Origin of the sequence: Streptomyces sp. Go-475 (assembly GCF_003330845.1) — a bacterium.
Taxonomy (GTDB): domain Bacteria; phylum Actinomycetota; class Actinomycetes; order Streptomycetales; family Streptomycetaceae; genus Streptomyces.
The window spans coordinates 5,484,516-5,506,343 of record NZ_CP026121.1 but is presented as its reverse complement, the minus strand read 5'-3'; the positions used below and the strand labels follow the sequence as shown (position 1 = coordinate 5,506,343).

At 69.9% G+C, this 21,828-nt stretch carries 20 protein-coding genes; 2 read left to right on the top strand and 18 right to left on the bottom strand.

From position 1 onward, the window contains the following. Positions 1–4 precede the first annotated feature (4 nt). Positions 5–538: an alkyl hydroperoxide reductase gene (locus C1703_RS25510; protein ID WP_114255038.1), complete on the top strand. Its 534-nt coding sequence runs from the start codon at positions 5–7 to the stop codon at positions 536–538. A 66-nt stretch (positions 539–604) separates the two neighbouring features. Here C1703_RS25510 and C1703_RS25505 read toward each other — a convergent pair whose 3' ends face one another. From C1703_RS25505 to C1703_RS25475, 7 genes are all read right to left on the bottom strand, one after another. Continuing rightward, positions 605–1,906, bottom strand: a complete 1,302-nt coding sequence (locus C1703_RS25505; RefSeq protein WP_114255037.1) for an AI-2E family transporter — start codon at positions 1,904–1,906, stop codon at positions 605–607. A gap of 139 nt (positions 1,907–2,045) precedes the next feature. Then, positions 2,046–2,756, bottom strand: coding sequence for a transglycosylase SLT domain-containing protein (locus C1703_RS25500; RefSeq protein WP_198678270.1), 711 nt, complete (start codon positions 2,754–2,756; stop codon positions 2,046–2,048). 400 nt (positions 2,757–3,156) lie between these two features. After that, positions 3,157–4,482 carry a PhoH family protein gene (locus C1703_RS25495; protein WP_114255036.1) on the bottom strand — a complete coding sequence of 442 codons (1,326 nt, stop codon included), beginning with the start codon at positions 4,480–4,482 and terminating at the stop codon, positions 3,157–3,159. A 379-nt stretch (positions 4,483–4,861) separates the two neighbouring features. Beyond that, positions 4,862–5,635, bottom strand: coding sequence for an isoprenyl transferase (locus C1703_RS25490; RefSeq protein WP_114255035.1), 774 nt, complete (start codon positions 5,633–5,635; stop codon positions 4,862–4,864). A 738-nt stretch (positions 5,636–6,373) separates the two neighbouring features. Further along, complete coding sequence (locus C1703_RS25485) at positions 6,374–7,171, bottom strand: class I SAM-dependent methyltransferase (RefSeq protein WP_114255034.1); 798 nt, start codon at positions 7,169–7,171, stop codon at positions 6,374–6,376. Between the two features lie 246 nt (positions 7,172–7,417). Next, the gene (locus tag C1703_RS25480; RefSeq protein WP_114255033.1) at positions 7,418–7,996 is read right to left on the bottom strand and encodes a nucleoside deaminase; all 579 of its coding nucleotides are present in this window, start codon (positions 7,994–7,996) and stop codon (positions 7,418–7,420) included. 33 nt (positions 7,997–8,029) lie between these two features. Beyond that, positions 8,030–8,491: a GNAT family protein gene (locus tag C1703_RS25475; protein ID WP_114255032.1), complete on the bottom strand. Its 462-nt coding sequence runs from the start codon at positions 8,489–8,491 to the stop codon at positions 8,030–8,032. A gap of 342 nt (positions 8,492–8,833) precedes the next feature. Between C1703_RS25475 and C1703_RS25470 the strand changes: the two genes are divergently transcribed. Further along, complete coding sequence (locus tag C1703_RS25470; protein ID WP_114255031.1) at positions 8,834–9,202, top strand: DUF192 domain-containing protein; 369 nt, start codon at positions 8,834–8,836, stop codon at positions 9,200–9,202. A 371-nt stretch (positions 9,203–9,573) separates the two neighbouring features. Here C1703_RS25470 and C1703_RS25460 read toward each other — a convergent pair whose 3' ends face one another. From C1703_RS25460 to C1703_RS25405, 11 genes are all read right to left on the bottom strand, one after another. Beyond that, positions 9,574–10,293, bottom strand: a complete 720-nt coding sequence (locus tag C1703_RS25460; protein WP_114255029.1) for a hypothetical protein — start codon at positions 10,291–10,293, stop codon at positions 9,574–9,576. Between the two features lie 227 nt (positions 10,294–10,520). Further along, a complete protein-coding gene (locus tag C1703_RS25455) occupies positions 10,521–11,840 on the bottom strand; it encodes a hypothetical protein (RefSeq protein ID WP_114255028.1) in 1,320 nt (439 codons plus the stop codon). A 46-nt stretch (positions 11,841–11,886) separates the two neighbouring features. Beyond that, a complete protein-coding gene (locus C1703_RS25450; RefSeq protein WP_114255027.1) occupies positions 11,887–14,487 on the bottom strand; it encodes a hypothetical protein in 2,601 nt (866 codons plus the stop codon). A gap of 156 nt (positions 14,488–14,643) precedes the next feature. Then, positions 14,644–15,294: an OmpA family protein gene (locus C1703_RS25445; protein WP_114255026.1), complete on the bottom strand. Its 651-nt coding sequence runs from the start codon at positions 15,292–15,294 to the stop codon at positions 14,644–14,646. Between the two features lie 7 nt (positions 15,295–15,301). After that, on the bottom strand, positions 15,302–15,883 hold the full coding sequence (locus C1703_RS25440) for a hypothetical protein (RefSeq protein WP_114255025.1): 582 nt from the start codon (positions 15,881–15,883) through the stop codon (positions 15,302–15,304). Positions 15,884–15,917: 34 nt separating this feature from the next. Next, positions 15,918–16,511: a pilus assembly protein TadG-related protein gene (locus tag C1703_RS25435; RefSeq protein ID WP_114257586.1), complete on the bottom strand. Its 594-nt coding sequence runs from the start codon at positions 16,509–16,511 to the stop codon at positions 15,918–15,920. Beyond that, on the bottom strand, positions 16,511–16,747 hold the full coding sequence (locus C1703_RS25430; protein ID WP_157993163.1) for a hypothetical protein: 237 nt from the start codon (positions 16,745–16,747) through the stop codon (positions 16,511–16,513). Before C1703_RS25430 ends, C1703_RS25435 begins: the two co-directional genes overlap by 1 nt. Positions 16,748–16,892: 145 nt before the next feature. Then, positions 16,893–17,861: a response regulator transcription factor gene (locus C1703_RS25425; protein WP_114257584.1), complete on the bottom strand. Its 969-nt coding sequence runs from the start codon at positions 17,859–17,861 to the stop codon at positions 16,893–16,895. Further along, positions 17,861–19,177, bottom strand: coding sequence for a histidine kinase (locus tag C1703_RS25420; protein ID WP_232840784.1), 1,317 nt, complete (start codon positions 19,175–19,177; stop codon positions 17,861–17,863). Before C1703_RS25420 ends, C1703_RS25425 begins: the two co-directional genes overlap by 1 nt. A gap of 796 nt (positions 19,178–19,973) precedes the next feature. Then, complete coding sequence (locus C1703_RS25410; RefSeq protein ID WP_114255024.1) at positions 19,974–20,861, bottom strand: DUF5936 domain-containing protein; 888 nt, start codon at positions 20,859–20,861, stop codon at positions 19,974–19,976. A 17-nt stretch (positions 20,862–20,878) separates the two neighbouring features. After that, positions 20,879–21,823, bottom strand: coding sequence for a type II secretion system F family protein (locus tag C1703_RS25405; protein WP_114255023.1), 945 nt, complete (start codon positions 21,821–21,823; stop codon positions 20,879–20,881). Positions 21,824–21,828: the final 5 nt, after the last annotated feature.

Below are 21,828 nucleotides of genomic sequence, written 5' to 3'. Positions count from 1 at the left end.
TGACATGTCCCTCGACGCGCTGAAGTCCGCCATACCGGACTACGCCAAGGACCTGAAGCTCAACCTGGGCTCGGTCATCGGCAACTCGGACCTGCCCGCCCAGCAGCTGTGGGGCACGGTGCTGGCGACCGCCATCGCCTCGCGCTCCCCGATCGTCCTGCGCGAGCTGGAGCCCGAGGCCAAGGCGAACCTGTCGCCGGAGGCGTACACGGCCGCCAAGGCCGCGGCCGCGGTGATGGCGATGAACAACGTCTTCTACCGCACGCGCCACCTGCTGTCGGACCACGAGTACGGCAACCTGCGCGCGGGTCTGCGGATGAACGTCATCGGCAACCCGGGCGTCGACAAGGTCGACTTCGAGCTGTGGTCCTTCGCGGTCTCCGCGATCAACGGCTGCGGCATGTGCCTGGACTCCCACGAGCAGGTCCTGCGCAAGGCCGGCCTCGACCGCGAGGTCGTCCAGGAGGCGTTCAAGATCGCGTCCGTGATCCAGGCGGTCGGCGTGACGCTGGACGCCGAGGCGGTCCTGTCCGAGTAACCCTCGGCACCGGCCTCGCCGAGCAGGGCCCCGCCACCAACAGGTGGACGGGGCCCTGCTGTTGTCTCAGGGCGCGTCCGAAGCGGGCTCCTCGCTCATCGCCGTGGCACCTCGCGGCCGCACGGAATGCCGCACGGCCGACTGCCGCGAGAACGCCCGCAGATACCCCGCCACCGTGTTCGTCACGGCCACCAGCGGCACGGCCACCACCGCGCCCCCGATCCCGGCCACCATCCCTCCGCAGGCCACCGCCAGCACCACCGCCAGCGGATGCACCCGCACGGCCCGCCCCAGGATGAACGGCTGCAGGATGTGTCCCTCGATCTGCTGCACCGCCAGCACGACCACCAGCGTCATGACGGCCGTGAACACCCCCTGGGTGACGAGCGCGACGACCACCGCCAGCGCCCCGGAGACCACCGCGCCCACCAGCGGGATGAACGCGAACAGGAAGATGAACACGGCCAGCGGCACGGCCATCGGCACATCGAGGAAGTAGATGCCGAGGCCGATGAAGATCGCGTCGATCAGCGCGACGATCACCGTGCCCCGCACGTACGCCGTCAGCGTCCGCCACGCCGCCGGACCGGCCCCGGCCACCCCCGGCCGCGCCGCCGCCGGCACCAGCTTCAGGGTCCACTGCCAGATCCGCTTGCCGTCGTAGAGCAGGAACAGCGTGCAGAAGACGGCCAGCAGGATCCCGGTCAGGGCCTCCACGACGACCGTCACGCCCTCGAGTCCCGCCGAGGTGATCTGGTCGGTGTTGGCGCCGACCGCCTCCCGCAGGTTCTTGGCGATCTCGTTGATCTGCTTGTCGGTGACGTGGAACGGGCTGTTCAGCAGCCAGTTCCGCAACTCGTCGATGCCGTCCTGGATCTGGCCCGAGAGGTCGTCGATGTTCTCCATGACCTGCCAGGTCACGAACCAGCCGATCAGGCCCATGACGACGAACCCGAACAGCGCCGTCAGCGCGGTGGCCGGCCCGCGCGGCACCCCGTGGCGCCGCAGCCGCGTCACCGTCGGCTGCAGCAGCGCCGTGATGAGCAGGGCGATGACGAAGGAGAGCACCACGAGCTGGATGGCGCTGATGATCCGCATCAGCACCCACAGCGTGCCCGCGAGGACGAGCAGCCGCCAGCCGGCCTCGGCCGCGACGCGCACCCCCCACGGCACGGCGAGCGCGGGATCGGGCCGGGCCGGGATGTCGGGCGCGTAGTCCGGGGGCGGCGGCACGTGCTCGTCGGACGGGGGCCGGGACTCGGAGTCGTCCTCCTCCCGTTCGGCCGCGGCACGGCGTTCGTTGTACCGCTCGCTCATCTCGGTCAGTCCGGCACCGAGCCGGCCGAGCCACCCTGGCACTCGCGACATGATCCGTCCTTTTCCCCCGTCTCCACGCACCACTCCGCCCGAAGTCGTCCGCGTCCGACCGTACATGGCGCGAGCCCCGCACCGTGCGACGGTGCGGGGCTCGCGGGAAGGGAGAGGATCGGCCCGGGGGCCGGTCGGCTCAGTACCAGTTGTTGGCCTGCCAGAACGACCAGGCGTCACAGGGGCTGCCGTAGCGGTCGTTCATGTAGTTCAGGCCCCACTTGATCTGGGTGGCCGGGTTGGTCCGCCAGTCGGCGCCGACGGACGACATCTTGGAACCGGGCAGTGCCTGGAACATGCCGTAGGCCCCGGAGGAGGGGTTGACCGCCTTGTAGTTCCAGTCGGACTCGTGGTCCACGATGTTGCTGAAGCACTGGAACTGACCCGCCGGCACCATCTGCCGTGCCATCGCCTGGATCTGGGCGATGGTGTAGGAGGTCGCGACGGGGAAGTCGGAGATGTCCTTGGAGCGGCTGGCGGCGGCTTCCTTGGCCTCCGCGCGCTCCTTGGCCTCCTTGGCCGCCTTCTCGGCGGCCTCCTTCTTGGCGATGGCCGTCTCGGCGGCGGCCTTGCGGGCGGCCTCCTCGGCGTCCTTCTTCGCGCTCGCGTCCGCGGCGATGGCCTGCGCGTCGGCCTGCTGCGTCAGGGACGCGGTCTGCACCTGGGCCTGCTGGCCCGCGGGGATGTCCGCGAGCAGCGTGGCGCCGCTTGCCGTCGCTTCGGCGTCGTTGTTCTGCGCGGTGCTGCCCGAGGCAACGCCGACGACGCTTCCGACAGCGGTGACCGCCGTGGCCGAGGCCACTGCGAATCCCCGGACCGAGATCCGGCTCACACGGTTTCCTTCCAGCATCGCCCGCTTCGGTGACCCTCGCGGACGCAATCGTGCCCCTGACACTGGCCTCCCCAACTGCGGGGTCACGGGAGGCGCGGGCCCGGTGGGCAACTCCCCGGGGGGAGTGCCGCGTGGTGCTCGGGCGGCATACGACGACGCTATGCAGTTGACGCTGTTGCCTTTGTGGTGCCGTACCGCTGGGGGTACAGGTGTGTCGTATGCGGGGCCTGACAGGAGTGAGACTCTGCCGTAACCCGACGGGGCAAGGCAATTCCCAGTTGCGTGTGAAAGCTCACAACTCGTTTGACGCGGGAAAATCCACGGAACGGCCACACGCGAAGGCGCCGCCCGGCTAGGCTCTTCGCCTTTCCGGACGGCGCCAACTAGCGCGTTATCGCCCCTTCTTGCGCAGGTTCGGTCAGATCTGCCCGTCTTCGAGCATTTCGGTCACAAGGGCGGCGATCTGGGACCTCTCGGACCGGGTCAGGGTCACGTGCGCGAAGAGCGGATGCCCCTTCAGCTTCTCGACGACGGCGACGACACCGTCATAGCGGCCGACCCTGAGGTTGTCCCGCTGGGCCACGTCATGGGTGAGAACCACCCGTGAATTGGCTCCGATCCGGGACAGAACGGTAAGAAGTACATTCCGTTCCAGCGACTGCGCCTCGTCGACGATCACGAACGCGTCGTGCAGCGAGCGGCCGCGGATGTGCGTGAGCGGGAGGACCTCCAGCATCCCGCGCGCGGTGACCTCCTCGATGACCTCCCGGCTGGTGACCGCCGACAGCGTGTCGAACACCGCCTGCGCCCAGGGGCTCATCTTCTCCGCCTCGGTACCGGGCAGATAGCCGAGCTCCTGCCCGCCCACCGCGTACAGCGGACGGAAGACCATCACCTTCTGGTGCTGACGGCGCTCCAGCACCGCCTCCAGACCGGCGCACAGCGCCAGCGCCGACTTGCCGGTGCCGGCCCGGCCGCCCATCGACACGATCCCGACGTCCGGATCGAGCAGCAGGTCGAGCGCGATCCGCTGCTCGGCGCTGCGGCCCTTGATGCCGAACGCCTCCCGGTCCCCGCGCACGACCCGGATGTTGCCCTCGGGAGTGACCCGCCCGAGCGCCTTGCCGCGCTCCGAATGGATCATCAGGCCCGTGTGCACCGGCAGGTCGGCGGCCTCGGGGACGTAGACGTGCCCTTCCTCGAAGAGGACGTCCACCTGCTCGCCCGGCAGGGTCAGTTCGGACATTCCGGTCCAGCCGGAGGAGTCCGTGATGGCGAGCTCCGCGCGGTACTCCTCGGCGAGGAGTCCGACGGAGGACGCCTTGATCCTGAGCGGGAGGTCCTTCGACACGACGGTGACGTCGAACCCCTCGGCCTGCAGGTTGCGGGCGACCGCGAGGATGCGGGAGTCGTTGTCCCCCAGGCGGTAGCCGCTGGGCAGCACGCTGGGGTCCGAGTGGTTGAGCTCGACACGGACGGTTCCGCCGAGGTCCCCGGTCGGGATGGGGGCATCGAGGCGGCCGTACCGCACCCGGTAGTCGTCGAGCAGGCGCAGGGCCTGCCGGGCGAAGTAGCCGAGTTCGGGATGGTTCCGCTTGGCCTCCAGTTCCGTCACCACGACGATGGGGAGCACGACCTCGTGCTCGTCGAAGCGGCTCAGGGCGTTCGGGTCGGCCAGCAGGACGCTGGTGTCGAGAACATAGGTGCGCCGGTCGGGCTTGTGGCGCTTTGTGCTGGTCACCACGGAAGGACGTACCCCCTCGGATGAGGTCGGGGAGCGACGGAGTGGAAGCTGGGCCGGGAGGGGTGGGAAAAATCCCGACCGGTCGTCGGCCGCCCTGCGCGGGCCGAGAACCGGCCCTCCGCCGCTTTCCGTGCTGTGACCGCACGATCGGGCTGGTGCAAAGGGCCTCCCGGGCGGACGGCCCCGTGCCGTCCGCTGAGATCCGACACCCGTGATTCGGGCGTCGACCTGACTGGGTTATGCCCTCGAACGAGCGTCGCCATGCCACGGCATATGACGGCGCGTCGGTGAACTCCGTGTTACACGCGTCTTCGATGGGGTACCGGGAGGGGTTTGCGAGCTGCGACGTCGTGCGCCCGCGAGGCCGGCGACGGGTGCTTCAGCCGCCGAAGCGCCGGTGGCGGGCCGCGTAGTCGCGCATGGCGCGCAGGAAGTCGACCTTGCGGAAGGCCGGCCAGAACACGTCGCAGAAGTAGTACTCGGAGTGCGCGGTCTGCCAGAGCATGAATCCGGACAGGCGCTGCTCGCCGCTGGTGCGGATCACCAGGTCGGGGTCGGGCTGGTCGCTGGTGTAGAGGTGACGCCCGATCATGTCGATGTCGACGGCCTCGGCGAGCTCCTCCATCGAGGTGCCCTTCTCCTGCGCGTCCAGCAGCATGGACCGTACGGCGTCGGCGATCTCCTGGCGGCCGCCGTAGCCGATGGCGACGTTGACCAGTATCCCGTCGACGTGCGCGGTGGTCTCCTCGGCCTCCTTGAGGACCGTCTGCATCCCGGACGGCAGCAGGTCGGGCGTGCCCACGTGGTGCACGCGCCAGCGGCCGTCGGCGGCCAGGGTGCGCACGACGTCCTCGATGATGCCGAGCAGCGGGACGAGCTCTTCCTCCGGCCGGTCGAAGTTGTCCGTGGACAGCAGCCAGAGGGTGACGACCTCGACCTCGGTCTCGGTGCACCAGCCGAGGAACTCCTCGATCTTCCCGGCACCGGCCCGGTGGCCGTCGACGGTGCTGGAACCGGCGGCCTTCGCCCAGCGCCGGTTGCCGTCCATGATGACGCCGATGTGCTTGGGCACCTGAGCGTGGTCCAGGTGGCCTTCCACCCGGCGTGCGTACAGCCTGACCAGCAGGCCACGCAGCTTGTCGCGCAGGTTCACGAGATTGTCAGCCCCTCCGTACGGATCGGACAGGCCGCGGCATGCGGCCCGGTCGTGGCCGCGGGCGGTCCCTGCCCGTTGGAAGTCCCCGGGGGCGAAGCCTACCCCCGCTGCCGCCGTGGGCCGTCAACGGGTACGGAACGAAGGATTCCGGCCGAGGGGGGTGCGCCCCCGGCGCACAAAAGAAAACGGGCCGGTCCGTGGGGGGGAGACGGACCGGCCCGAGGGGGGGTTTCCACCATAACCCTTCGTAAGTGATGCTGCGTGCATCGGCGTGCCACAACTACTCTCCGGAGCCGCCCGGCGACGCCGCGGTGCCTACGGAAGCACGCGTTCCTGGCCCGGCGCTGGCCGAAAAGAAGCCGCTGCGCAGGGGAATCGTGGGCTCTGGGGCAGGATCCTGAGGGTTTGCCGCATCTTGGGGCCCGCTCGGCGACTTGTCCCGGCATCCCTCCGACGGGTGACCCCGGCCGCGAACGCCCGCTTGACCGCGGCACCCACCCGACCCCGCACCCGCACCGGCCTGACACGGGGGCCCTGGCACCGCGCAGCCCCCTCCACTGCACGGTACCGCTCCGCGCAGCTTTGCTCACGCGAATTACCTGTGGTCTGAACTTACGTGACGGGTGGGGCCGAGGCGAGCCGCCGCCGGTAACGATGTGAAAAACCTCGCCGGGAGATGCGCAAGGTGAATGAGTGAAACGGGTGAAATGAGCGGAACGGGCGGGTCGCGGGCGGCTACGGCTTGCGTGCCTCGAACAGGTGGCGGGTGCTGTGGGCGACGAAGGGGCCTTCCCCCCGGATCCGCTCGTGCAGCGCGCGGAGCTGCGGTGCGTACTCCTCGACGGTGAAGCCGGGGACCATCCACACCACCTTGCGCAGGAAGTGCACGACCGCCCCGATGTCGTGGAACTCCATGCGCAGCCGCTCCGCCCGCAGATCGACGACGTCCAGCCCGGCGGCCTCGGCGTCCGCGCGCTCACGGTCGGGACGGCGGGCGCCGCGCGCCTCGTCCGGCTGGGGACCCAGGAAGTGCTCGACGAGTTCGAAGACGCTGCCGGGGCCGACGTGCTGGGCGAAGTACGTCCCGCCGGTCCGCAGGACCCGGGCGATCTCGTCCCAGTGCGGGCGGACGGGGTGACGGCTGACGACCAGGTCGAAGGCGCCGTCGGCGAAGGGCAGCGGCCCCTCCTCGGGAGCGGCGACGACGGCGACTCCGCGCGGGCGGAGCAGCGCGGTGGCCTTGGCGACGTTCGGCGGCCAGCCCTCGGTGGCGACGGTCAGCAGCGGCCGCCTCGCGGCCCTGCCGAGGGCGAAGTCCAGCACCTCCCCGCCCCCGGTCTGGACGTCGAGCACAGCGCCCGCCCGGCCCAGCCGCTCGGCCATCGACACGGCGTACCCCCAGGAGGGCCTGGCTTCCGTCGCCCGCCCTTCGAACCAGGAGAAGTCCCAGCCTTCCGTGGGCACGGAGGCGCCCTCGGCGACCAGGTCTTCGAAGGTGCGGTGTGGGGGGTGCGGGTGCTGCTGCTCGGGCATGGGCTCGGCACTTCTCCTCGTCGGACGGGCGGCGTGGTGTCGGTCGTCGGTCGTCGGTCGTCGGTCGTCGGTCGTCGGTCGTCGGTGGTCGCTCGCTGCGGTCGGCCGTCGGCGATCTGTCCCCGGGGGTGGGTTCGGCGGCGGTCGGTCCCCCCGGGGCGGGTGGGTCCGGCGGTCGGTCCCCCGGGGCCGGTGGATCCGGCGGTCGGTCCCCCGGGGCCGGTGGATCCGGCGGTCGGTCCCCGGTCAGAGGTGGGGCAGGAGGGCTGCGTACGCCGCGTGGACGGTGGGGGCGTCGAGGAGGCCGGGGCCGGGAGCGGTGGGGACGGCGGCGGCGCGTGCCATCGTCCAGGTGTCCATCAGGAGCCGGCTGAAGGCGGCGAGCGGTCCGCCGACGGGCCCCTCCCGGCGGGCCCACCGCTCGGCGATGAGCCCGCCCACCCCCGGCACGTTCTCGACACCGCGCCACATCGGGTCCGCCGCGGCGTAGACCACGTGCCGGACGTGGCTGTGGATGAGCGCGCCGCTGCACAGCAGGCAGGGTTCGAGGGTCGTGTACAGCCGGAGGCCGTGGCCGTCGTCGGCGCGGGTTCCGGTCGGCAGCTGGGCGAGCGCGTTGACCTCGGCGTGCGCGATGGCCGTGCCGGCGAGTTGACCCGGTGGGGCCGTGGTCTCCTCGCTCCGGTTGCGCCCGGCGGCGACGACGCGCCCGCCGGCGTCGACGAGGACGGCGCCGACCGGCCGGCTGCCGGCCCGCAGGGCCTCCCACGCGAGCTCGAAGGGCAGGTGCCAGGGCTGGGGCAGGGCACTGGGATGTCCGGTCACTGCACCCCGCTCCCCGGCGGCCGGCTCCGGCGGTCAGTCGAGGGCGAGCAGGACATGGTCGTCCTCGCCGTGCCGGACGGTGCCGGTGCGGCGGAAGCCGTGCTTCTCGACGAGACGGATGGAGCCGGTGTTCCCGCTGAAGGGGTCGGCGTACAGGGGCCGGTTCTCCTCCCGCTCCAGGAAGAGGCCCAGGGCCCTGCTCCCGATGCCGCGTCCCCAGTATGGGCGTCCCAGCCAGTAGCCGATGAAGCGGCGGTCCCCGTCCCACCAGGCGACGATGTTGCCCGCGACGGCGCCGTCCGCGGTGACGGTCTGCACGAAGCAGGTGTCGTCACCGAGGACGTTGGCCTTCCAGTGCCGCAGGAACGCCTCGCGCGGGCGGGGAGAGAACCTCGACCGCCGGACGGCTTCCGGCTCGTGCTCGTACTCCAGGAAGAACTCGAGGTCGGCTTCCACCACGTCGCGCAGCCGGACGTCCACGTCGTCATCGCTCATACCCGGAGTGTGGCAGCAGCCACTGACAACCGGCCTCCTCGCGGAGCCCCCCAGGGGACAGCGGAGCCCTCTCACACCCTTGGGGCGGCGGTTCACGGTCGGCTCCCGGTGAGAGGCGAGGCTTCTCTTGAGCGAACCAAAGCTATCCAGCGGTGTGGAGCCGCACCAGGGTGAATGGTGTCGACCGGCGGGGTATGTGGGGAGTAATCGGCGATTCGCCGAACGCGGCCAGCCGTTACGGTTACACAACGCGCCAATGCGTTCCACCGGAGGCGGGGTTCGGGTTCGGACAGACCGGTGGCAGGTGGCAGGTGGCCGGTGGGACGGTCGGAGGTGGCCCGTGTGAGGCGGCAGTGGCGGGACGGGCACGGGGAGCTGGTCGTACACGGGAGCGGTGGGGAGCCGGCCGTCCGTGTGCCGTTGGAGATCGCCGCCTCCTATCGAGCCCGTACGAAAGGATTGTTGGGGCGCGATTCCGTTGAGGGGGCGATTCTGCTCTCCCCCGCCAACAGCATCCACACCTTCCGGATGCGCATGCCGATCGATGTCGCCTATCTCGACCGTGACCTTCGCGTCATCGCCGTGCGGACCATGCGGCCGGGGCGGTTGGGGATGCCGCGGCTGCGGGCCCGGCATGTGGTCGAGGCGGAGGCAGGGGCGATGGCGGGGTGGAAGGTACGGGAGGGTGTGTCCGTCGAGGTCATCCGGTGACACAGGTCCCGCCGATCCGGATCGAGGCGATGACGAGGCTCGACGGCGCCACTACCTGTCACCCTTTCTGCGGACGCTCTCCAGCAGGTCAGTGAGACGAATGTGAGGGAGTCGGGCGGCCGTGGACTCGACCGCGTCGATCGGGTACTCCGGAGGTTCGTCGTCCGACGCAGACAGCCGGACGCTAACGGACTCCCCTGACGAGGTCGCCAGCCAGCACAGGACAGGTGCGGTCCAGTCGCGTCGGCTCTGGTCGCCGTCCTGGTCGGCCACGTCGACATCGGCCCGTTCTGTCTTCGCTGTCCTGCCAGGGCCTCGGCGAGCGACCTGGGCGAAAACCGGCGGCTCGACCAAGAGCACCTCACAGATCATCAGCGGGTGCCGTCGCTCCACCGGTCGAAGAGCATGCCCTGTGCCGCTTCCGCATTCTCCCAACTCGCCGGACCGTCCGGCTTCACCGACAGGCGCTGCAGCGCCGCCCTGGCCGCGGGGCTGCCCATGGCGCCCAGCAGTTCGATGGCCGAGTCGGCACCGATGTCCTCGGTCACGCAACGCTCGGCCAGGCCCACTGCCCAGTCGGCGAAGCCGCCCGGGTCAGGATCGAGAGCCAGCCAGCGGAAGACCGAGTCGGCGATGTCGTCCCGCAGTGAGGGGATCATGGCCAGCATCGCCGCTTCGACGTGCCGTACGACGTGCCGTTGCAGCGGATGGAGCTGCGGTCGGCCTCGCCACGCGCGGACCAACTCGTCCACACCGGACCACGTCACTTCGCCCGTGCGGGGCATGCTCTTCCCGACTGCCTGGTGGAACTCCTTCCACACGTGCCACAGCAGGCCGGGCGACGGAGGCTGAGGTACATGCGGAGTCAGTTCCGGGTCGTTCAGGAACACGGTCACCACCCGCCGGGCTTCCGCCAGTCGCTCGTCGGTGCGGGGCAGCTCCGCGACCCGCCTCCAGTCGCACTCGTCCCAAGGCTGTGGCAGGGACCGCAGCGCGTGAGGCAGGACGTAGTCACCCTCCGGATCGTGCCACCGCGCGACCTGCGGATCCCACGTCTCCTCGGCATTCGGTTCCGTATCCGACTCGCTCATCGTCCGGCCCGCCGTTCGTTCTGGGCGGGGCAGCAGCGATCGCGCCTCCAACTCTTCGAGGAGCGTAGCTGCACGGTTCTCCTGAGCCTCGCGTGCTCCTCGTCATACGCCATGAGACCCCCAGGTGTTCCAGAGCAGGGCAACCGGAGCAGCTGAGTGGCTCGCCGGAAAGTGGATCACGGCAGGAGTCCGGTCCCGGCACCCGTGCACCGGCTTCTGGGGAGGCGTCATGACGTCCACTGCTGCGCGTCCTTCCTCGTCGTAGCCGGCAGGCTCTGGTCGGAGGCAAGTCGCAGCAGGGCTTCACGGCTGTCCGGCGCGTCATCCGTGCGGTGGAGGAACCAGAGGGCCTCCTCGACCGCGCTGCCGCGCCTGACGGACCGCTCCGCGAGCGCAGCCGCCCAGACGGCCGTCGCCGACAGAGCCGCCGGTTCCTCGTCGCCAGCCGCCCCTTCCACGTGCGGGAGGTCAGCGAGCCAACGGAAGACGGCGGCGGTGACCCGGTCCGCGATCCGCGCGCACCAGACCTTGGCGAAGGACAGGGCGTCCGTGCCTCGCAAGTCGAACCCCAGCGACTCGCACTCGTGCCACGCCTCGTTCATCCGTTCGCGAGTCACCAGCCGTGGGTACGGCATCAGGGCACGTACGACCTCGGCGATGGCATCCCAGTCCACCGGTGCGTCGCCGTACGACCGCCCGGCGCCCGGCGCGGGCTCGACAGTCAGGGAAGCCTCCAGTGCCGAACGCGCCCGGGCAAGGCTCTTGGCATCCGGCGCGGTCGCGCCCCAACCGAAGTCGTTCTGCCAGGAATACGGAAGGTCCTGCAGCGCGTCAGGCAGCAGAGACTCCTCGTCGCGGGGGACTTCCCGGGCCCGGATCTCGTACACCGAACGGCGCAGCCCGAGAAGCAGGGAACGCACATAGGGCCGGAAGTCCTGGACCTCGCCGTCGTGCACGAGGTCCAGCAAAGCTTCTTCGCCCCGTGGACGGCCGAGCGAGACCAGCGTGCGCACCGCCACCTCCACCGCCAGGCCGACCCGTACGAACCCACTCGCGAGCAGCGCGGTCTCTTCCGTCTCCAGATCGCTCAGCGATCCGGAGACGGTCGCACGCTCGATGAAGGCGAAGGCGTCGTGCGCCAGCGTCTGCCGTACCGAGGCGGCCCACTCCGCCGCCACCCTGTCGATCTGCTGCTCTGTCGGTGGCGCAGACACGGTGGGGATTCCCATGTCGGCCCACATACCGACCACCTGCGCCACCCGTTGCCGGGTGACCTGGGACGTGGTCGGCATGATCCGGGTCAGCCAGGCGTCTGCGTCGTCCAAGGTGTGATCATCGCGGTCGTCGTAGAAGTCCCGTAGTTCCTCGTCCCAGTCGTGCACGCTCTGCCGCCGCTCGGGCAGGCACACACGCAGTACGTGCCGAGCCTGCTCACGTCTCTCCTCCGTGGGCTCAAGTTTCTCCAGGACCTGAGATCTGCGGTAGGTCAGGTCGTGCCAAGGCGGTGGCAGCTCGCGCATGGCAGCGGGCAGCAGGTAGATGTCCACCAGTTGTTCTCCGTTCGTGCCCCGACCGAATTCTGATGCGTCAACTTCACGAGACGCCGAGGTAATCCATCGCATCCTTCGGGGTCTTCATCCTGGACCAATCCATGGAGCCTGCCTGTTTCCGGGCCTGGATCTCCACCTCCATCCGCTTCAGCTGGCTGGGGGACATATCCGTGCCGGCGATACGTACCGGCACCCCGTTCTTCGCCATCGTTCCGGCCGGTGTGCCTTGGGGCTTGTACTTGACTCCGTCCCGCTTTCCGCTCTTGTAACCGCTGAAGATGTTGGTCCATTTCTCAGTGGTCTCGATCTCGACGCGTGCAGCCCTGCCTTCCCCGGCCTTCACCTGCCACTTGGCCAGATCCTCGACCTGGCGTTCGAAGTCGGCCTTGATGGTGGCGTTCCCCGTGTTCTTGACCTCCACGGCGTGGACCTTGCCGTCCGTGCCCTTGTACAGCACATCGGCGTCGTTGATCTCTGAGATGTTCACCGCTTCGCCGTTGCCGACATCGACGTCCTCCTTACCGAAGTCCTTGCCGACAGCGGTGTGCACAGTCGTGCCAGGTGCCGCCTCGTCGTCGGCGGCCCGCTGGACCGCGTTCAGCTCAGCACGTGCCTGGCTGAGTTCGTCCGTGTTCTTGGCGTTCGTGACCTTGCTGGTCAGCGACGAGCGCGCTTCCTTGGAGACGTTCTTCGTCGCGGCCAGTTTGGAGATTTCGTCCAGCGCCTTGGCTGCATCCGCCTTGCCTATCTCTTTCTTGTCCGGGTCCGGGTCGTCCTTCGCCCGCTGAACGAACTCGTCGATCTTCCTCGGCGCGTGCTGGACGCCTTCGTCGTCGAGTGCCTTCTTGGCCGCGCCCTGACGATCGGCCAGTTCAGCTCTGGCGGCGATCCTGTCGGCCTCGTCGGCTTGCTCGCGAGCGTCCTGGGCCTGCTGCTTGGCCTCGTCATCGCAACTTCCCTCAGCGAGGGTTACGTACGGGGAGCTGGGCCCACCCGCGGCGATGACCGTCGTACCGGTGCCGGGAGAGCCCATGAGGCCCGGGCCGCCGCCATACGGGACGGTGAAACGGGGGGCGGAGAGAGTGCAGCCGGACGCTCTGGCCTTCTTCTCGGCTTCGTCAGCGGCCTTGTCCGCGTCATCAGCCGCCTTGCGTGCGGCGTCGGCGTCGCCGGCCTTTGCTGCCGTGCGCGCCTTCTCGGCCGCGTCCGCCGCCTTGTCGAGGGATGCGCCGACCTCGGCCAGATCCTTGAACTTGGTGAACTTCGTGATGGTCTTCGGGCTGAAGATTCCGATGACGCCGACCACGGTGTTGCCGATGGAGGCGCCGTAGTTGCCCTTCTCCCAGTTCTCCTTGTCGACGAACGTGTCGATCGCCAGGTCGGACACGAAGTCCTCGGGCGAGTTGACCCAGCCCCATACGGAGGAGACGTAGTTCCCTTTGTCCCACTCCTTGCCCAGCTCGTCGGCCTTGTCGCCCCACCAGTCGGTCGTGTAGCCCTTCAGGCCGTTCCAGCTGTCCTTGATCGAGCCGACCGGGTCGCTGACGACGTCCATGGTGCCGGCCAGGAAGCTCTTGGTCGGGGCCACGAAGAAGCCACGGACGTGGTCCATGAACGTCCTGTCGTGGCGTTCCTGGTCATGTACGTCGTCCCAGAGCGACCTCTGGTCGAAGGGCCCGGGAGCGAGCGGGACGGTGTCGTTCGCCCCCGCGCCGTCATAGGTGATGATCTGGGCCGCCGAAGCGGGGCTGCCGCCGCTGTCGGTACCACCCGTACCGCCGGCGGTGTCTGTTCCGGCGCCGGTGCCGGTGCCTTCCTGGCCTCCGGAATCGGCGCCCGCGCTTGCACCGGTACCGCCATCCGTCTCGTCGCCGCCATCCCCTCCGGTCCCGCCGTCGGCAGGGGCATCGCCGTCCGCATGCGCGTCGCCGCCGGGGCCGGCGCCGGAGGTCTCGGAACCGCCCTTCTGTGTCCCGTCGTCGCCCTCTGCAGCACCCGTCTGCGTACCGTCCCCCTGCGGAGCAGGGCAGGCCGTGCCCGTCACCGAGCAGACCGCCGACTGGATGCCGTCGGCGATGCGCCCGCCGAGGCCGCCCACCGACAGTGCGACGATGATCGCGGCGACTACGGCGATGAGCCCCGCGTACTCCACCGCGGTCTGGCCCTCGTCACGCCGCCAGCGGATCATCCTCGCGAGGCTGAACGACCGGCGCTCCTCCCTGTCCTGGGGAGCGATCTCGAACCACTCGCGCGACCGGGCCCGGCGCGACAGCACGATGACCGCCACCGGCATCGCCGCCTGTGTGACGCCCCGCAGATCACCGTGCGACAGCGTGCCCAACGACAGCCACACGATCCACGCCTGGACGGCGATCAGCGCGCGACTCGTCCACACCCCGCCCCGCCACAGGCGCCGGGCCAGGCAGACCCCGGCCACACTGGGCAGCGAGTCGTACACCAGGATCCCGAAGATCTCCCCGGAGTAGTACGACACCACCGACAGAACGGTGACCACGTACAGCACCGTCAGCGCGAACTGCGCCCAGAGCAGTACCTGCGCCCAGAGCAGTACCTGCGCCCAGCCCAGTTCCCTCGGCAGCGGCGTTCGCCGTTCCCAGGACGGGCTGTTCGGTGCACCCCACATCCCGCTCGGGGGTATCGGGCTACCGGCAGGGGACATGCGTGACCTCAGCTCAGCGCGATAAACGGCCGTTCAAGACGGAGACCGAGCCGAGGTTAAGAAAGGTCGATCACTCACGCATGGGTCCGTGGCCCCAACCCTGGACCCACTCCCGGTGGCTCAACTCTCCGTGCGCGGGAAGGAGACCTCGACGCGGCGGTTCTTCTTGCGGCCGGATTCCGTGGAGTTGTCGGCGATCGGGTACTGCTCGCCGTAGCCGCGGACCTCGTAGGTGACGTTGGAGTCGTTCAGTTCCTGGTCCAGGACGTTCTGCACGGCGTCGGCGCGTTGCTTGGACAGGACGTCGCCGTGGGCGGAGGAACCGAGGTTGTCCGTGAAGCCGAAGACTCGGATCTTCGTCGCGTTCTGCGTCTTGATCTCCTCGGCGATCGCGGAGATACGGGCCTTCGCCTCGGCGCTGAGTTTCGCGCTGTCCTTGCCGAAGAGGACCTCGGCCTGGAGGGCGAACTTGACGTCGGCGTTGGTGTCTTCGCGTCGTTCGTCACCGCTTTGGTCTTCGACGACCTGTTTGATGTCGAGGACTTTGGGGGTGGCTAGCGTGGCGCCTTCGGGGAGTTTGAGGTCGGGGTCGTTGGGGTCGACTTTTTCCGGGGCGGGGGCCGAAGCTTCGGTGCCCGGGGGGACGCTGGGGCCGTCGTCGGCTTGGGCTGGCGTCATGCCGTAGACGTTCATAGCGACCATGAGCGTGGCCGCCGCGAGAGTCAGAGTGAGGCGCGGCGCCGTTCGCGTTGGGTGCCGGGTGATGGTCATGGCGGCCTCACCCAGAGATCTTGATGGTCGCTGTCGGGAACATAGGCAGTTGGAAGGTCACCTCAGTGGTGCTGGCCGGCGGTGCCGGGAACTGCATGAACACGGGCAACATCTCGCCCGACTTCAGAGCCGGGAAGCTGGTCGTGGTGAGCGGACGACCGTCCGTGTCACGCAGGACGTAATAGCGCTTCTTCCCCTTCGAGTCCACCAAGGTGGCTCCGCCGAGCGACCTGCCATTCCTGATGATCTCGGTCTCGTTGCCGCCCAGTTGGGCGGGGACATTGATCGTCTTGCCGCCGTCGTTCTTCATACTGCCGTTGACGGTGACGAATCCCCCGGAATCGCGCTCCGCAGAGGTGAGCTGGAGCAATAGACCGTCAGGGCCCTTCAACTCTGCCAAGGGCTCTTTTTCCTGCCGCTCCTGTGCACTCGGGTCTGACCCACCGTCCTTGGAAGCGGAAGCCGACGCCTCAGGCTTCTTGTCGCCGTCTCCGCCTCCTCCGCAACCGGCCACGCCGAGAGCCAGACCGGCCGCAAGGGTAACTGCGGCCACCCCCCTGCGGGCCTTCGTAGTGAACCGAATGCTCATGTCTCTGCTTCCCTCATCACTCGTCGTTCGCTTGTCAGTCGGCCAGGTGGACATCGAAGAGGTCCTCGGGCTTCGGAAGAACCTTGAGATCGTCCGGGTCCAGGTCCCAGTCTTTGTCCTTGCAGTCGAGCTGCGGCAGCACGTCGTCCCCGGCATCCTCGGCAGGGAGCTTGAACGTGCAGAGCGGCTCGATCACGGCCATTGCCTGTGCCGTCGAGTGCTTGGTCTGCGTGCCGGGGACAATGGAGTCGCCGACGGGCTTGGTCGTTTCGACACTGACCGTGTAGGCCAGGAGACCCGGGGCGCAGTCGTCCACGCCGGCGTTGTTCTGTTCCGCGAGTTGGTAGGCCCGCCAGCAGTCATTCAGCCCGGCGCTGGTGTCACCGTCGAAGATGTCCTGCCACTTGCTCGGATCGAGCACGTTCTCCACCCACTGGCCCGCGAGCTGGTCCCTGGTCTCCTGGGCCGCCGCGAGCGCCGCCGCATCCGCGGCCGTCTGGGCGCCGTTCCGATTCGCCGCGGCCTGGCCGACCGCGAAGTACGCGAGCGCGAGAAAGAGCAGACCCCCCACCACCGTGATGTAGATGGGGAAGGCCTGCCCTGCGTCGCCGCACCTGCGGGGCTGCATCACCCGCCGGTGACCTCGGTGATCTTGTCGGTAATCGCGTTGTAGATCGACTGCCCGATGTCCGTCCCCGTGATCGCCAGCACAATCGCCACCACCACCGCGATGATGCCCAGATACTCGACCGCCGTCTGCCCCTTGTCGTCGGCGCGGCGTTTCATCGCCTCGGTCGTCGTGTTCTTCCAGCCGTTCACGCGGACCTTGGTCGCGACGGCGGTCTTCAGCATCAGGTCGCTCATGGTGTTCCCCTCCGGTTGCGGCTGTGGCGCTTTCGACACGAGGAACGTACGGCGGAACGGGCTGTCCGCCAGAGGGCCCCTGGGCCCAATTCCGGGCCCAATCGCACGGGCCCGACCGGCTGTCCCCCCAGATCGTCACCGAAGGTCACCCCAGTCCTCGGTGTGAGTCCGGTGCCGTGCCGATCCATTTCGCGGCGGCCTCGGAGCGGCTGGTGCTGTGGAGCTTGGCGAAGATGCGGTTGATGTGGTTCTTGACCGTCTTCTCGCTGATGAAGCACGTGGCGGCGATCTGCTGGTTGTTCATGCCGGATGCGATGAGGTCCATGATCTCCGCCTCCCTCGTGCTCAGTTGGAACCGCGACCTGTCGGGAGCGGCCGGACGGCCACTCGTCCACCCAGACGAAGACTGTCCCATAGACGGTTGCACTTGCGAAAGGTTTTCTGGAGAAATGACGGAGGGCGGCGTGTGCGAGACGTGCATTGGTGCTGGTTGGGCGATATTCGGGGGTTCAATATACGGTTGCGCGGAGGCGGAAATTCCGTATGCAGTCGCACTCGTTGACTGGCCGAGGCCGTCGGGGAGGGTCTGGGTCGGCGGAGCCTGGTGGCTGCGGAGCTGGGTCAGGAGGGCGTTCGCCGCCGTGGGCGTGAAGTGGGCCCGGCCCTCCTTGATGTCCCGTACGGCCTGCACCAGTTGGTCGGCCGTGAACTCGCCGTGGACCAGGTAGCCGCCCGCTCCCCGGCGCAGGGCCTCCTGGACGATCTCCGACTCCCTGCTGTACGTCAGCATCACGACCGACGCGATCCGCACCAGGTACGGGAGGGCCGAGATTCCGTCCACGCCGGGCATGCGCACGTCGAGGAGGACGACGTCGGGGCGGTGCTGCCGGGCTGCCTCGCAGGCCTGGCGGCCGTCCGCCGCCGCCGCCACGACCTCGATGTCCGCGCGGCCGGAGAGCAGGGCGGTGAGGCCGGCCCGGACCACGGGGTTGTCGTCCGCCACGACGATCCTGAGGCGCTGCGTCGGCGGTGCGGCGAACGGGTGCTGGGGCGGCGGCTGATGGGGCAGCGGCTGCTGGGGTGCCCCGGGCTGGGGCGGAGTGGGCTCCGGCATCAGGGCCTCCTCTCGGGTCGTGGGGGGCATGCGGTGGGTGTGGTCAGGGCCGCGAGAGGGAGTTCCAGGCGGACCTCCGTGCCCTTGGGGTGGTCGCCGCGGCCTATGCGGATCCGGGCCCCCACCGAGGCCGCGCGTTCCACCATGCCGACGAGGCCGAAGTGGCCCGTTCGGCGGAGCTGTTCGAGGGTGGTGCCCGGGGGGAGGCCGCGTCCGTCGTCGACGACGCTGACGCGGAGCAGGTCGCCGTGGACGCCCGCCAGGACGTCGACGCGGCTGGGGTGGGCGTGGCGGTGGGCGTTCTCCATGGCTTCCGCGGCGATGGTCAGGAGTTGGCGGGCCACAGCGGGCGGGAGGGGCGGCACGGAGTGGTCGCCGGTGTGGCGGTACACCGCGGGGAGGCCGGTGCGGGCACTGAAGTCGCGGGTGCGGGCCGCCAGTTCCGCCAGGACGTCGGTGGCTTGAGCGGGGTCCGACTCGCGGCGCAGGTCGGCCAGGAGTTCGCGGGACTCCGCTGCGGCCCGGCGGGCTGATCGGGCGACCAGGGCGGCCTGCTCTCTGATCAGGGCCGGGTCCATGCGGTCGGTGCCGGCCGAACCCGCCAGGCCGTCCGCGGCCAGGGCCACGCCGTGCAGGGTCTTGGCGACCGAGTCGTGCATCTCGCGGGCCAGGCGGGCGCGTTCGGCGCTGACCGCTTCGGTCACGGCGAGGCGGGCCTGGACGGTGGTGAGGGCCTGGGTGGCGGCGCCGAAGCGGAGCATGAGGTTGCGCAGGCTGGAGCCGACGGCTCCGGCGATGACGCAGAGGCCGGGCAGGAGGGTGGACTCGGCGAGGCCGGGGTTCGGGTTCGCCTGTGCCGCGTGGATGAGGAGGAGCAGCAACGCCTGGAGGGAGGCGAAGGCGGCCGCGCCGCGCCAGCCGTAGACCAGGCCGGCCAGGAGGGGGGTGCAGACGCTGACGTAGGCGAGGGTGCTGTCCGGGCCCGCGGAGATGAGGAGCAGAGCGCCGAAGAGGGTGTCCGCGGCGAGGAGGGTGGGGTGGCGGAGGAGAAGGGGGCCGAAGCGTTCCCAGTCCCGGAAGAGGACGTAGGAGGTCATGAAGGTCACGACGACGGCCGCGCCGACGAGGCGGGTGGGGAGGCCGGGGTTGGCGTTGACGAGGGCGGTGGGGGTGGCGAGGGCGATCATGGCCAGGCGGAAGCCGAAGACCTGCCGGCACATGGCTTGCAGGGCGTTGACCTGGATGTCGATCGCGGGGTTGGGGGAGGCGGCGGTTGCCTCGGCTGCGGCCGGGATCGGGTTCCCGCCCGCATCCACATCGCCTGTGCGGCTCTCGTCGCGGGGTGCGGGTGGCTCCTGTGCGGGCACCGCAGGCACCGCAGGCACCGCAGGCACCGCGGGCACCGCAGGCACCGCGGGCACCGCAGGCACCGCGGGCACCGCAGGCACCGCGGGCACCGCGGGCACCGCGGGCACCGCAGGCACCGCGGGCACCGCAGGCACCGCGGGCACCGCAGGCACCGCAGGCACCGCGGGCACCGCAGGCACCGCGGGCACCGCGGGCACCGCGCCGTCGGCGGCCGACCGTCCGTTCGCAGGCCGTTCCGGCCCGGCACCGGGCTCCCGCCCACGACCGCCGTGCCCCGCCTGCCCGTCCGGACCGGCCGACGCCTGCCCCTCCAGACCGGCCGACGCCTGCCCCTCCAGACCGGCCGACGCCTGCCCCTCCAGACCGACCGACACCTGCCCCTCAGGGCCACCGGGTGTCCGCCCCGCCCGGGCGCCTGTCCCCCGCCCCACCAGTTCGCTGCCGCCGGCCACCGGCATCGGCGCCCGCGCGGGCACCCCGGTCGCCCGATGGGCCGACCCATCCCGGCCCCCGCCCCCACCCCCTTCGGTCCGCTGGGTCGGCTCAGCACCCGCCGCCTCCCAACCCGGCGGCAGCGCGGGCGTCACGGACGTCGCCGGGACGTCCGGCGCGCCCGTGCGGGCGTGTGCCGGCAGCACCGTGCCCGCCGGGGGCGTCGTGATCACCGGCGGCTTCTGCCCCCGACGTCGGCGACGGGCCGGCAGGCCGCTCCGCTCCCCTGTCATCGCCATGCGGTCCCCTCCCCTACTCCCCCGTCACCGAGCCGAAGTCGGTTCCCGAGCCGAGGATGAGGCCCGCGCCGAGGAGGAGCATCGTGGCCGGGACCATGAAGGTCGTGATCATCATCGTGGCCTTGGGGACCGCCCGGGCCGCCTTCCGCCGCGCGTTCTGGGCGTCCGTACGCCGCATGTCCTTGGCGAGGGCCACCAGCGTGTCGACGATCGGTGCGCCCAGTTCCTCGCCCTGCTGCAACGCCGTCACGAACATGGCGACCTGCTCCGAGTCGTTGCGCCGTCGCAGTTCCGCGAAGGCCTGGCGGCGGCTCATGCCGAGGTCCATCTGGCGCAGGGTGATGCGGAGTTCGTCCGCCCAGGGGCCCTCGTACTTGGACGCGACCCGGTCGAGTGCCTGGCGGAAGCCGAGGCCCGCGCTCACCACGACGGCCAGGACGTCCAGGAAGTCCGGCAGGGTCCGTTCGATGACGTCCTTGCGGATGCGGATCGCGGACCAGATGCCGACCTCCGTCCAGAACGCCCCGAAGGCCAGCAGGAGGAGGGCCACCAGGAGCTGGCCCCTCATCAGGAACACCAGGAAGCCGACGCCGCCCAGAGCCCCGTACACCGCCCGCCGCGCCGCATAGCGGTCGATGGTCAGTCCGCCCGGGTTGCCCGCCAGATCGATCTTGCGGCGGTACTTCGCCACCTGCTTGGGGCCCATCAGGCGCAGCACCGCGGGGGCGTACCGCATGCCCATGCGGTCGATGAGCGAGTCGACCGCGCCCGTGCGCGTGGCGCCGACCTCCAGGGCCAGCGCGAGGTCGCCGGGGAGTTTGGCCTCGGCGCGGTACATGCGGATGCCGGCGAAGACGCCCCAGACGCCGATACCCATCAGCAGGGCGAGAAGCAGTGCCATGGTTGCCTCCGTGCTTCTCAGACGTCGATGCGGGACAGGCGGCGGATGAGGACGAAGCCGACGGCGTAGAGGGAGAAGGCGATGATGACCGCCGCCTGGCCGAGGGGTGAGCCGGTCATGCGGTCCAGGGCGCCGTCCTTCACCCCGTCCATCAGGAACAGGGAGCCCACGCCCAGCACCGGCACCGCGTACGACGTCATGCTCACCTGGGAGAGCTGCGTCCGGACCTCCCGCCGCGTCTCCTTCCGTTCCTCCAGCGTCTCCGTCAGGTTCCGCAGGGCGCTCACCACCTGCCCGCCCGCCCGGTTGGACAGCACCAGCGTGGTGACGAGGACGACCAGTTCGCGGGAGGGGAGGCGGTCCGCCATTTCGCTCAGTGCGTCGTCCATCGAGGCGCCGACCGCGAGTTGTGCCGACACCTTGGCCAGTTCCTCGCCCGCCGGGGCCTCCATCTCCTCCGCGGCCATGCCGATCGCGGTGCGCAGGGCGAGACCCGCCTGCGTGGCGTTGGCCAGGATCCTGGCCATCTCGGGGAGCTGGTTGATGAACTTCTCGATGCGTTTCTGCCGTTGCCAGTTCAGGAACTGGATCGCCACCCCGATGCCCAGCAGGCCCGCGAGCGGGCCGAAGAACGGTGCCAGGGCCGCCTGGCCGATCAGCCACAGGCCCGCGACCGTCGCGAGCATGTAGACGAAGAACTCACCGGGGGTGATGTCCAGGCCGGTCGCGGCCAGGCGGAGTTCCAGTTTCTTGCCGGTCCTGGTGCGTCGAAGGCGGCGGTCGATGCCGCGGAAGTGGCGGCGGCGGCCGGCGTCCGGGATCTGGCCGGTCGAGGACAGGCGGTCGACGAGCGCCTGGCGCTGTGCCCTGCCCGTGGCGTAGGAGTGCAGGCCGACGACCGCGAGGACGCACGTCAGCAGGGTGATGCCGGTGGTGAGCGTGATGAGCGATTGCAGATCCATCGGTC